11 protein-coding genes, 3 tRNA genes and 1 riboswitch are annotated in these 11209 nt (G+C 63.8%); of the genes, 3 read left to right on the top strand and 11 right to left on the bottom strand.

All coding sequences use genetic code 11. The features are described from left to right. The first annotated feature begins 246 nt into the window (after positions 1–246). The gene (locus Q4G32_RS13865; RefSeq protein ID WP_303352326.1) at positions 247–786 is read left to right on the top strand and encodes a GNAT family N-acetyltransferase; all 540 of its coding nucleotides are present in this window, start codon (positions 247–249) and stop codon (positions 784–786) included. A gap of 4 nt (positions 787–790) precedes the next feature. Here Q4G32_RS13865 and ribH read toward each other — a convergent pair whose 3' ends face one another. From ribH to Q4G32_RS13810, 11 genes are all read right to left on the bottom strand, one after another. Then, positions 791–1270, bottom strand: coding sequence for a 6,7-dimethyl-8-ribityllumazine synthase (gene ribH, locus Q4G32_RS13860; protein WP_303352325.1), 480 nt, complete (start codon positions 1268–1270; stop codon positions 791–793). Further along, a complete protein-coding gene (gene ribB, locus Q4G32_RS13855) occupies positions 1267–2646 on the bottom strand; it encodes a 3,4-dihydroxy-2-butanone-4-phosphate synthase (RefSeq protein ID WP_303352323.1) in 1380 nt (459 codons plus the stop codon). Before ribB ends, ribH begins: the two co-directional genes overlap by 4 nt. Next, positions 2643–3419, bottom strand: a complete 777-nt coding sequence (locus tag Q4G32_RS13850; protein WP_303352321.1) for a riboflavin synthase — start codon at positions 3417–3419, stop codon at positions 2643–2645. Before Q4G32_RS13850 ends, ribB begins: the two co-directional genes overlap by 4 nt. Continuing rightward, positions 3419–4564, bottom strand: a complete 1146-nt coding sequence (gene ribD, locus Q4G32_RS13845) for a bifunctional diaminohydroxyphosphoribosylaminopyrimidine deaminase/5-amino-6-(5-phosphoribosylamino)uracil reductase RibD (RefSeq protein WP_303352320.1) — start codon at positions 4562–4564, stop codon at positions 3419–3421. Before ribD ends, Q4G32_RS13850 begins: the two co-directional genes overlap by 1 nt. Positions 4565–4572: 8 nt before the next feature. After that, positions 4573–5331 carry a nicotinamide riboside transporter PnuC gene (gene pnuC / locus Q4G32_RS13840; RefSeq protein ID WP_303352319.1) on the bottom strand — a complete coding sequence of 253 codons (759 nt, stop codon included), beginning with the start codon at positions 5329–5331 and terminating at the stop codon, positions 4573–4575. 187 nt (positions 5332–5518) lie between these two features. After that, positions 5519–5683, bottom strand: a riboswitch (FMN riboswitch). Positions 5684–5699: 16 nt separating this feature from the next. Then, complete coding sequence (gene rpe, locus Q4G32_RS13835) at positions 5700–6359, bottom strand: ribulose-phosphate 3-epimerase (protein ID WP_303352316.1); 660 nt, start codon at positions 6357–6359, stop codon at positions 5700–5702. After that, complete coding sequence (locus Q4G32_RS13830; RefSeq protein WP_303352314.1) at positions 6356–7957, bottom strand: RsmB/NOP family class I SAM-dependent RNA methyltransferase; 1602 nt, start codon at positions 7955–7957, stop codon at positions 6356–6358. The genes rpe and Q4G32_RS13830 overlap by 4 nt, the downstream gene beginning before the upstream one ends. Further along, entirely contained in the window at positions 7954–8949 is a 996-nt protein-coding gene (locus Q4G32_RS13825) for a methionyl-tRNA formyltransferase (protein WP_303352313.1), read from the bottom strand. The genes Q4G32_RS13830 and Q4G32_RS13825 overlap by 4 nt, the downstream gene beginning before the upstream one ends. Then, on the bottom strand, positions 8946–9527 hold the full coding sequence (def, locus tag Q4G32_RS13820) for a peptide deformylase (RefSeq protein WP_303352311.1): 582 nt from the start codon (positions 9525–9527) through the stop codon (positions 8946–8948). Before def ends, Q4G32_RS13825 begins: the two co-directional genes overlap by 4 nt. A 69-nt stretch (positions 9528–9596) precedes the next feature. Next, complete coding sequence (locus tag Q4G32_RS13815) at positions 9597–10442, bottom strand: cytochrome (RefSeq protein ID WP_303352310.1); 846 nt, start codon at positions 10440–10442, stop codon at positions 9597–9599. Between the two features lie 130 nt (positions 10443–10572). After that, positions 10573–10644 (bottom strand) — tRNA-Val (locus Q4G32_RS13810). 258 nt (positions 10645–10902) lie between these two features. On the opposite strand from Q4G32_RS13810, the gene Q4G32_RS13805 reads away from it, so the two are divergent. After that, positions 10903–10975, top strand: a tRNA-Gly gene (locus Q4G32_RS13805). 63 nt (positions 10976–11038) lie between these two features. Further along, positions 11039–11109, top strand: a tRNA-Cys gene (locus Q4G32_RS13800). The last annotated feature ends 100 nt before the right edge of the window (positions 11110–11209 follow it).

The following is an 11209-nucleotide window of genomic DNA, read 5'->3' as shown; positions in this document are numbered from 1 at the left end:
AAGGGACACCTGACATGCTCTCAAAGCATGTCAAGGCTGGTGTTGCCCTACTGCTAGTTGGGATCCAGGGGCCTGCGCTACACACTTTTAGGCGTAGAACCCGGATTCACCTCCAAGGCACCTGCCAAGCACTGACGCAGTTACAACGACCTAGACACGATCAGACACATCATGGCGTTTCAGCGCCTGCAGGTGAGTACGCTTACACGCAGAAGGATCAATGAAGGAACCCAGACGGAGGGCACGATGACCGGCACCATCATTTTGATCGCACGCACCGGCGATGTAGTACCCCGCTCCATCGCCGCCTCGCTCCCATCGCGTCATACGGAACTGGGCGATCAGGATGCCTTGGCCCAGCTTTTCTACGCTGCTTATCAAGCAGCGGGCTTGGACAGCGCCAACGGCGGGGTGGACAGCTTGGACCAGGCCAAGCAGATTGTGACTGATCTGTTCGCCGGCGAATACGGGCCATTTCTCCCGGAAGCCTCACCCGTGGTCCTCAATGATTCTGGCGAGATTGTGGCAGCTTCTCTGGTGGTGGAGCGCCGTGCCGGTGAAGGTCTACCGGATGCCCCGTACATTTTTGAGCTGTTCACCGACAGCGCTCACCGGCGCCAAGGCTTGGCTGAACGGCTGGTTCGGGAGTCTGCTTTTGCGCTCAAGGAAGCCGGCCACGAACGGGTGAGTTTGCGTATCCGTGAGGACAACTCCCCCGCCCTGGCCCTGTACTTGACCTTGGACTTCAACCGTTGGCAGCAGCAGGCCGAGGACGACGAACTCTGAGGTCTCACACCCCCAGTTCGCGGAGGGTGACAGCAGTTTCAATGGCCGCTGCGGTGGCCTCGTAGCCTTTGTCCTCCTGTGAATCGGCCAAGCCGGCGCGGTCCAGGCCCTGTTCTTCGGTGTCGCAGGTCAACACACCGAACCCCACGGGGGTGCCCGTTTCCACCGACACCTTGGTGATGCCGTCGGTTGCAGCCTGACATACGTAGTCAAAGTGCGGCGTACCGCCGCGAATCACCACCCCCAGTGCCACCACGGCGTCGTAATGACTGGCCAATCGGGCCGCCGCCACGGGCAGTTCAAAGGAACCGGGAACCCGCAGGACTGTGCTCTGTTGGATTCCGGCGTCGCGTAGGGCACGTTGGGCCCCGTCCAGCAGCCCGTCCATGATGGTGGTGTGCCAGCTGGAGGCCACTACCGCGACTGAAATGCCGCTTGCGTTGATGGTGGACAGCGCCGGTTGGGGTGCTCCGTGTCCGCTCATGATGTGGGGTCCTCTCTGTACGTCAGATCTGGCTGCACGCCATCTTCAACGTGGTGCAGCAGGTGGTTCATGCGGTCACGTTTGGTGACCAGGTAATCGTGGTTCTCCGCTCGGGCTTGGACCTCATTGGGTACCAGTTCAACGACGTCGATCCCCAATTCCCGCAGAGCCGATTCCTTGGCGGGATTGTTGGTCAGCAGCCGGACCCGCTCCAAACCGAGTTCACGCAGGATGGTTGCTGCAGCGCCCCAGTCACGTGCTTCCGCGGGAAAGCCCAGGAGTTCATTGGCCTCCACGGTGTCCGCTCCACCGTCTTGAAGTCGGTAGGCTCGCAGCTTGTTGACCAGCCCAATGCCACGGCCTTCGTGACGTCGAAGGTAAATCAGGGTGCCGCCGTGTTCCGCCAGCTGCGCCAGAGCTTGGTGCAGCTGCGCCCCGCAGTCACAGCGGTAGGACCCAAAAACATCTCCCGTCAGACACTCGGAATGCAGTCTGACCAGCGGGGTGTCCGCGGTGCTCAACGGCTGCTCAGTTCCGGGTTGCAGTGCGGTGAGGCTGAGGTGTTCACCGATGGTGGTGCCATCGGCATCTGGCACCTGCCACCCCCGCACCGAAAATCGCCCTTCCGGTACAGGGATTATCACGGCTTCAGAGGCAGCCGTGACTTTCCGTGGTGTGGGTGTCCGTCCGGCGGCAACCGATTGCGGCCCAGCATGGTCTGTGCCGTGGGTCGTAGGCGCGTTCTGGGAGTCCCCATCAAGGTGTGCCACCAGATCAGCAATGCTCACCAATGGCAGCCCGTGTTCGGTGGCAAATTCCCGCAGGGCGGGTAAACGCATCATGGAGCCGTCGTCGTGCACCAGCTCGGCGATCACCCCAACCGGTTCCAGCCCTGCCAAGGAGCACAGCTCCACGGCAGCCTCCGTGTGACCCGGGCGCTGCCGGACTCCACCGTCCACAGCGCGCAATGGCAGCATGTGTCCGGGACGGGTGACAGCCTGCGGGCCGCTGTCCCTGGCGGCCAGAACGCGCGCTGTCCGGGCACGGTCATCGGCGCTGATACCGGTGCTGACACCCAGCCGGGCATCGCAGGTCACCGTGTAAGCCGTGCCCTTGGCATCCTGGTTGACGGCGGTCATGGCCGGTAGTCCCAGCGCATCGGCACGAGTACCCGGCATGGGAACGCACAGCACGCCGGAGGTGTGGCGCACCGTGAACCCCGTGAGTTCCGGTGTGGCATGCAGGGCGGCGAAAATCAGGTCGCCTTCGTTTTCACGGTCTTCATCATCCACGACGACCACCGCGCCACCGGCCGCTATGGCGTTCACCGCCAGATCAATGGGATCCAGCACAATGTGCTCGGCAGTGCTTGTCATCGGGATTCCTCCCCGCCACGGGGATGCGTGGGGTCAGCGATGGAGTGTTGAGGGCTTGCCCCGGGTTGCGCTGTGGCACCGCCGTGGAATTGCGCCAACCGCGCAGCGTATTTGGCCATCACATCCGCCTCCAGATTCACCCTGGAGCCAATCCCTTTGGTGCCAAGTCCGGTGGCCGCCAACGTGGCGGGAATCAGTCCCACCTCAAACCAGTGCTCGCCGGCATCCGCCGAGCTGACTGCGCTGATCGTCAGAGACACGCCATCCATGGCAATGGATCCTTTTTCCGCCACCAGCGGTGCCAGCTCCACAGGCACGCTGACACGCAGCGTTTCCCACGCACCGTGATTCACACGCTGCACAATGCGGCCGGTGACATCCACGTGTCCCTGCACCACGTGCCCGTCCAATCGGCCGGTGGCTGGCACACAACGTTCAAGGTTGACGGTGTCTCCCGGGGTGAGTTCGCCCAGGGTGGTCCGGGCCAGCGTCTCACCCATGACATCTGCAACAAACTCCTGGCGGGAAAACTGCGACGTGAGTTGAGATTCCCCCTCCGGCTGCCTGCCAGCGCCGCCTCCGCTAGCGGCGCAGGTGCTGGTGCTCGTGCTGGTCAGGCACACTCCGTTGACCGCCAATGATCCTCCGGGTGGAAGATCCGCCACAAGGTGACCGGCGCGAATGTGTAGCTGCACCGTTCCATCTCCGGAGCCTTTGGCTCCGTCATCCACGGCAATGACCGTTCCAGTGGCTTCCACAATTCCAGTGAACATCAGGAGTTCTCCTTTCCTTGATCAGAGTTGAGATACGGCTGGGCGGTGGTGGCGCTGGGCAATGGGCGATCTGGCTCCAGGTGCCATACCAGGTCATCGCCCAGGTGTTGCACAGCTGCGCCTTCGCTGGCATCCGGACGAAACCGCAATGCTTCACGCAGGGTTTGCACCCCCAGATCGGGAATGGAGCCACGTCCGGCACCGAGTATCACGGGGGCCTGATAAACCCACAGGTCATCGGTCAGATCTGCTGCCAGGAAGGCGCCCACCACGGTGGCGCCACCTTCCACCAGGAGGTGACGTACGCCGTCGTCGTAAAGCTGTTCCAGGGCGGTGAAGGGGTCATGCGTTGCCAGGTGCCGGAACCTGCCGTCAGTTCCCCGGATTTTTGCTGTGGCAGGCACCGTGCGGTGCCCCATGGCCACCCGTAACGGCCCCGGGTGAGGAAGTCCGGTACCCAAGTCCCGCTCACCCACCGTGCCCGAGGCTCCACGCACGGTGAGCCGTGGGTCATCCGTGAACACGGTCTGGGTGCCCACCAAAATCGCATCCACACGCCCACGCACCGCATGCGCGTGGGCGCGGGCAGCCTCCCCCGTGATCCATTGGCTGGTGCCATCAGCGGCAGCAATGCGCGCGTCCAGACTTTGGGCGGTCTTGACCGTCACGAACGGTCGCCGTTGCTCTTGCGCCCGGAACCACCGATGGTTGAGGTCAACCGCTTGGGCCTCCATCAGACCCCGAGCAACGTGGACACCGGCCTGCCGCAGAGTCTCGGCACCTCCGGCGGCAGCAGTGGAATCTGCAGCGGCATAGATCACGCGTTGAATGCCTGCCTCAAGAATGGCGTGGGAACACGGTCCGGTCCGTCCGCGGTGATCGCACGGCTCCAAGGTGACCACCATGGTGGCCTCCCGAAGATCCGTACCGGCCGCCCGAGCTTGGGTGATGGCATCCACTTCCGCGTGGGGAGTACCCGCACCGCGGTGGTGACCCACGTGAAGAATCTGACCGTGCGCATTGACGACGGCGGCCCCCACCAGCGGGTTGGCACCGCGCGGTCCCAGGAGGGCAGCGTCCAATGCTGCCGCCATGGCTTGGTACTCTGCCGAGCTGAAACCGGGCTGTGGGGTGCGCTGAGTCATCCGGTGCCTCACTCGGTTGCTTTGGTGGACGTATTGACCGTGACTGTGACATCCGGAAACGCGGTTTCCACCGTGACAGTGTGCTGATCACTCTGGCTGAGGGGTGCGGTCTGCTGTGCTGCTGTTTGCTGCCGACGTTGCACCCTCCACCACACGAAAAATCCGATCAGGGTGAAAATCCCGTAGAACAGGTACATGGCCGCGGATGCCCAGTAACCGGCGCTGATCAGCAACGGAACGCCCACCACGTCCACGGCCACCCAGACCAGCCAGAACTCGGTCCAGCCGCGGGCCATGCCCCAGGTGGCCACCACGGACCCCACAAAAATCCAGGCGTCCGCCCACACCGGTTCGTACGAGCCCAAGGCCCGGAAAATGGGGGTCACGGCCACGGTCCCGATCACCAGGATTCCCAGCAGAAGCAGCCGTTCCCGCCCAGTGGCCCAGCGCGGTGTCACTGCAGCATGCCCCGTGCCCCGGCTTTGTTGCCAGCGGACCCACCCGTAGACGGCCACCGCAATGAACATGATCTGCCTGCCGGCCTGGCCCAGCAGGTTCACCGGGTTGGGCGATCCGAAAACAGCACCCATGAACACCGTGAACAACAGGGCGTTACCAATGATCCCCACCGGCCAAGCCCAAATCTTGCGGCGCATCCCGCCCAGAGCGGAGAGCAGGCCAAAAATGTTGCCCAGCACTTCCCGCCAGAGAATGAAGCCGTCTCCAATATGCAGTTGGGCCTCAAAGAGCCATCTCAGGACGTCCATCCCAAGGCCTCCCAGTGCCGCGGATCCAGCCTGCACTGGCTGGAGAACCACCGGTTGTGCTCAGATCACGCAATGGCAATCACGGTTGTGAACCAGGACCGAGACTGTGCGGGAACCGGCCGGTACCGACCGGCGGGTTCGAGACTGGTGGCATGGGAGAAAACGCGGCACGCCACAGGGGCCACCGCGGGTGCTCCTCCCATCCAGACTGTTCTGTCGGCACCGGAATTTCACCGGTCAGGCCGAGGTCGCAGTGCGTTTCTTGCCCCGTCCCGGGGCCGTCCATCCGCACTGCGCTCGGTTAGCGGGCTGTAACCGCCGGCTCGGAATTTCACCGATCTCGGAGCACGTCGTGTCGACTCTGCCGATTATGACACGGTTGCGGCCCGCCGCAGTGCCGTGATCGCTGCCTGCGGATCTTGTGCCCCGTACACGGAGGAACCGGCCACGAACACGTCCGCACCGGCTTCTGCTGCCCGAACGATGGTTTCCTCCGTGATACCGCCGTCCACCTGCAACGCCACCTGGCCGCCATGAGCTCGGATGGCCTGGGCTGCCCGGCGAATCTTGGGCAGTGTGACCTCCAAGAACTTCTGTCCCCCAAAGCCTGGTTCCACTGTCATGATCAGGAGCATGTCAATCTCCGGCAGGAGCTCCAGGTAGGGCTCCACGGCGGTGGCCGGGCGGATGGCCAGCCCCGCTTTGGCCTGTGCTGCGCGTAAATCGCGGGCCAGCTTGATGGGCGCCGTTGCCGCTTCTGCGTGGAAGGTCACGGAGGCACATCCGGCCTCCGCGTAGGCGGGTGCCCATCGGTCTGGATCCTGAATCATCAGGTGGACGTCCAGCGGAATGGGAGAGATGGCCTGCAGTCGTTCCACCACGGGCAATCCCAAGGTGAGATTGGGAACAAAGTGGTTGTCCATCACATCCACATGAGCGGCATCCGCGCTGGAAATCCGGGCGAACTCCGCTTCCAGATTGGCAAAGTCGGCCGAGAGGATGGATGGGTTGATGCAGCAGCGGCTCATGATGACTCCTTCACACCGGGATTCTTGCGAAAGTGGGCAATGAACATGGCATCCGTGCCGTGCACGTGGGGCCACAGCTGGACAGTGGCGGCACCGTCCGCATGATTTTTCTGGCTCCCGCTGTAGCGATGGGCCGGGTTGGCCTCACCGTCCAACGCGCCGGGAAGTGCTGCCCCTCGGACGGGTTCACCCGCATCCACCAGCTGGAGTTCCGGTCGTGCTTTCAGCACGTCCTCCACAGCCACTATGGTTTCAGCCGCGTGTGGTGAGCAGGTGGCGTAGACCAGTAGACCGCCAGGGCGTAAGGCATCGGCAGCCGCTTGGAGCAGTTGTGCCTGCAAAACGGTCAGCTCAGCAAGGTCTTGGGGTGTGCGCCGCCATCGCGCTTCCGGACGACGCCGCAATGCCCCCAACCCCGTGCACGGTGCATCAACCAGGATTCGATCGAAACCTGGTGGCCCCTGAGCTTGACCTGCATCTGCGCCGGTGATGTCCCGCCCATCGGCTGTCTGCACCGTCCACGCGCTGTGCTCCACCACGTCCAGGGCTTGGCGCACCAGCTGCGCACGGTGTTCGGCCACCTCAATGGCCGTCAGATGCGCACCGTGTTCAGCAGCCAACGCTGCCAGGAGGGCCGCTTTGCCACCGGGTCCGGCGCAGAGGTCCAACCACTTTTCACCGGGGAGCACCGGGCTGGCTTCCACCACGGAGCGTGCCACCAGTTGGGAGCCGATGTCCTGCACCCGGACCAGCCCATCGCGGACCGCCTCCACACGGTGCAAGTCACCGCCTGCACTGACGGCCGCGTCAGGTGCCAGCGTGCTGATCGTGGCTCCGTCCTCCACAACAGATGCCACATTCCCCAAGCCAGGCAGTGCCACCAGGTGAACGGAGGGCGCGGCGTTGTCGGCGGCCAGCAGATCAGCAATTTCAGCTGTCGAACGCCCGTGAATGGCCAGGGCTTGACGTAGCGCTCGCACAATCCACACCGGATGGGCGCCTTCCAAGGCCAGGCGGCCGACGTCGTCGCTGTTCCGGGTGAGTTCTGCCAGCCACCCCTGAAGGTCATGGGCCATGACCTTGCGCAGGACGGCATTCACCAGTCCGGAGGGCCCCGCGCCAATTTCAGCGCGGGTCAAGCCCACGGTCTGATCAAGGGCGGCGTGATCCGGAATGCGCATGGCCAGCAGTTGATGGACTCCCAACCGCAGGGCATCCAGCACGGGCGGGTCAATTTTGGCCAGCGGGCGGTCCACGCATTCGGCCAGGATGGCGTCCCACGTCCCTTGATGACGCAAGGCACCGTAGGCCAGCTCCGTGGCAAGCCCGGCATCCCTGCGATTGAGGTTGAGCCTGCGGATCTGTTCGGGCAGGACAAGATTGCCATAGGCATCGTCAGCGGCCACAGCACGCAGCGTGCGGAAAGCCGCCAACCGGGCCGGGTCCGTGCGGCGGGTGCGCTGCGACGGCGCGTTGGCGGAAAACTTACGGTCCCCCATGGCCCGCCGGTTACGTTGCCGCCCGCGATCATCGCGGCGCCTGCCGGAGTCCCTGTCCCGGCGTCCGTACTTGTCCTGTCCCGGCCTACGTTCACTCATACCAAAACCACCTCTCCGGGTTGCGTTCCGGCCAATCGGCCCCGTGCCCAATCCGTTGCGGCCATGGCTTTTTTCCCGGCCGGCTGAACCTGGGTGAGCACCACGGGAGTGGAACCGGTGCCGACCACCACATTGTGCTGCACCAGGCGGACCTCTCCGGGCTGCAGCGGAGCATCTGTGCCATCGGACTGATCTGTGCCGTCTGACTCACCTGGGCTGTCACGCAAGGCGGCCTCCGTGTTGGACTCCAACAGGAGCGGTCCTGTGATCTTGAACCGAGCCCCGTCCAATTCGCACCACGCACCGGGTTCCGGAGTCACGGCCCGCACCCGTGCAGCAACACGGTGTGCCGGTCGGTTCCAGTTCAACCGACCATCCGCGGCTGTGAGTTTGGGTGCCAAACTACCCACCCCGCTCTGTGGCGTGGGTTCAATGCCGGCGGCCAGATCACGCAGGGAATCAGCCAACACGGGGGCGCCCTCAACGCTCAGACGGCTCAGCACGGTTCCAGCCACATCATCGGCTTGGACCGTCTCCGTGAACCCTCGCAGGATCGGACCGGTGTCCATGCCGGGGTCCAAGACAAAGGTGGTGGCCGCAGCGGTCAACTCCCCGGCCAGCAGTGAGCGTTGGACCGGCGCCGCACCGCGCCATTGGGGCAGCGCGGAAAAGTGCAGATTGACCCACCCCAGGGGCAGTGCGGCCAACACCGGGGCCTTCAGCAGCGCTCCGTAAGCCACCACGGCCCCCACCTGCGCACCCGTGGCTCGGATCTGCTCCAGGACAGGCTCGTCCACCGCATTTGCCTTGATCACGTGCAACCCCAGGTCAGTGGCCGCTTGAGCCACGGGTGATGGAGTCAATCGTCGCTTACGCCCCGCGGGAGCGTCCGTGCGGGTCAGCACCCCTACGACGTCGATGTCCTCCTGGGCAGCCAAAAATTTCAGTGGCTCCACGGCCACCTGCGGAGTCCCCGCAAAAAGCACCTTCATACCGTACCTCCCCCAAAGCTGGAGCCGCGCCCGGAGGCCAGCGATTCCCCGCGCTCCCCGCGAACACCAGCCACCACGGAGGCGTAGTCACGGTTGCGGATCGCCTGCATGGCCTGCTTTTTTGCCGCGCCCTCCAGCCGGTCCACGTAGAGCTTGCCTTCCAGGTGATCGGTTTCATGCTGCAAGCACCTGGCCAGCAACCCGTCCCCTTCCACCTCCAACGGTTCACCGTTCACATCACGCCCTGTGACCTTGGCGTACTGCGCTCTGGGCGTGGGATGACCCATCCCCGGTACGGAGAGGCAGCCTTCGGAGCCCTCTTGCGGCTGATCCCCCACCGTGAGGACCGGGTTGATCACATGCCCACGGTGGCCTGCGACGTCGTACACGAAAACCCGCAAACTCACACCGATCTGCGGGGCAGCCAACCCGACGCCCTGGACATCGTGCATGGTCTCCACCATGTCATCCACCAAGTTCTGCAGCTCAGTGCGTCCCGGTGCGTCAAAAGTGGTCACCGGCTGGGCACCTGCACGCAGCACGGGATCGCCGATGGTTCGGATGGGGCGTACGGCCATGAAGCTGAGCTCTCCTGGTGGGGTGACTGGGCCGCGCCCATTCGGTGATGCCGCGCAGCAAGAAACAGTCTATGGGGCAGGTGGCGGCGGCACGGGCCGTAACGAGGCACCGGCGGTGGCCAAAGTGGCCTCGTGGGTCCACACCCGGTGCAGGGCACAGAATTTGTGCCAGTGAGCCGCCAAAACCTCCGGAACTGCTTGCTGAGCCACCACCTCCGTGGGACCAACCGCAACCCCGAGCAACAGGTCAGCCTGCCCGTAGGCCCACGGCTCCCACGTCCCGGATTCCGCGTCCACCAGTTGCTCCTCGGCCTTCAACCCGGCCACCAGCTGAGTCACCACCTTGGGGTCCAAGGCTTTGACCCGCCCGTTGCGATCGGTTCCCTTGGTCTTGTAGTCGATCAGACACACTTTGCCTGCAATCTCTGCCACCAGATCCAAGGTTCCGGCATAGCCCACCGTGTGGTTCCACACGGTGACTTCCGCCGCCAACGGCGTGGGGGAATACAGCGCCCACCACTCGTCGAACCGGGCGGCATAGGCTTCTTCGCCGCAATCTCGCAGGGCAGCCCTGGCTTGTTCGGGATCAGCCGGTTGCCCCATGGCGTGCAGCGCTATCTGCTCGCAATAGTTGTGTACCCGGTCACCGCGCTCAGCGGCCTGGTCCCGGTAACGTTCAGCCGCTCCGGCAGCATCCCGCGCCACCGTTTTCATGCGCGACGGCGACCCCAGCGCCCCGGGCAACCTGCTGTCCTCCAGAACAGCTTGTGCTGCCAGCCATCCGTGCCAGCCACCCAGATCCACGGCAGCACGTGAGAGCACCGTGGTGATGGAAGGAACCGTGGCCGTCTCCCCCACCGCCCGGGCATACATGCGCCCGTAGGCCGTCTGCTCGGCAAGTCTTGGCTGAGTCATTGCCTCTCCATCAGGATCAGGGTGGGACACCGATTTCTTACGCCGGTGAGCATGAGGAGCCGGTGCTGCCTCTTCCCATGCAAAGAGCCCCACCCGGTGTTCCTCCCGGGTGGGGCTCTCGGTCCAAACGTGCGCGATACTGGGTTCGAACCAGTGACCTCTTCGGTGTGAACGAAGCGCGCTACCACTGCGCCAATCGCGCTTGCGACCTGGAAACCATAGCGCAGGTGACCCGGATGGTGCCAATCGACCCACTCGACCCCGCAGCACAGCCACAGACACCGACTTCAACCCCCGTTCCGAGTCGATTTGCGCAGGCAGGATCGGGTCACCTAAAGTCTCTGGCGTCGGAAACAGCGGGCTATGAACGCTCAACAACGGGCAACCGGGGCTGAGAAAAGCTGTGCTAGAGTTTTCGATCGAACGTTGGCCACGGAAACGTGAAACCAATGATCACAATGCGGTTGTAGCTCAGCTGGTAGAGCATCACCTTGCCATGGTGAGGGTCGCGGGTTCGACTCCCGTCAACCGCTCTGAGAGAACAATATCTTGAAGTATTGTCCTCCAAGGCCAAGTCCTTAATGGACACAGGTCCCGGTGGGGTGGCCGAGTGGTTAGGCAGCGGCCTGCAAAGCCGTCTACGCGGGTTCGAATCCCGTCTCCACCTCGGTAAAACCCACCAGCTCGTCAGTTTTCAAAATCTGCACGGCGAGCGCGATTGGCGCAGCGGTAGCGCGCTTCCCTGACACGGAAGAGGTCACTGGTTC

The organism is Kocuria sp. (genome assembly GCF_030538595.1).
GTDB lineage: Bacteria > Actinomycetota > Actinomycetes > Actinomycetales > Micrococcaceae > Kocuria.
Note: the sequence above shows the minus strand (reverse complement) of the source record. Positions and strands in the feature narration are given on the sequence as shown.

Bases quoted from the DNA above. Each gene is read 5' to 3' on its own strand.
- Q4G32_RS13865 (WP_303352326.1), top strand. From the start codon at position 247: ATGACCGGCACCATCATTTTGATCGCACGCACCGGCGATGTAGTACCC.
- ribH (WP_303352325.1), bottom strand. From the start codon at position 1,270: ATGAGCGGACACGGAGCACCCCAACCGGCGCTGTCCACCATCAACGCA.
- ribB (WP_303352323.1), bottom strand. From the start codon at position 2,646: ATGACAAGCACTGCCGAGCACATTGTGCTGGATCCCATTGATCTGGCG.
- Q4G32_RS13850 (WP_303352321.1), bottom strand. From the start codon at position 3,419: ATGTTCACTGGAATTGTGGAAGCCACTGGAACGGTCATTGCCGTGGAT.
- ribD (WP_303352320.1), bottom strand. From the start codon at position 4,564: ATGACTCAGCGCACCCCACAGCCCGGTTTCAGCTCGGCAGAGTACCAA.
- pnuC (WP_303352319.1), bottom strand. From the start codon at position 5,331: ATGGACGTCCTGAGATGGCTCTTTGAGGCCCAACTGCATATTGGAGAC.
- rpe (WP_303352316.1), bottom strand. From the start codon at position 6,359: ATGAGCCGCTGCTGCATCAACCCATCCATCCTCTCGGCCGACTTTGCC.
- Q4G32_RS13830 (WP_303352314.1), bottom strand. From the start codon at position 7,957: ATGAGTGAACGTAGGCCGGGACAGGACAAGTACGGACGCCGGGACAGG.
- Q4G32_RS13825 (WP_303352313.1), bottom strand. From the start codon at position 8,949: ATGAAGGTGCTTTTTGCGGGGACTCCGCAGGTGGCCGTGGAGCCACTG.
- def (WP_303352311.1), bottom strand. From the start codon at position 9,527: ATGGCCGTACGCCCCATCCGAACCATCGGCGATCCCGTGCTGCGTGCA.
- Q4G32_RS13815 (WP_303352310.1), bottom strand. From the start codon at position 10,442: ATGACTCAGCCAAGACTTGCCGAGCAGACGGCCTACGGGCGCATGTAT.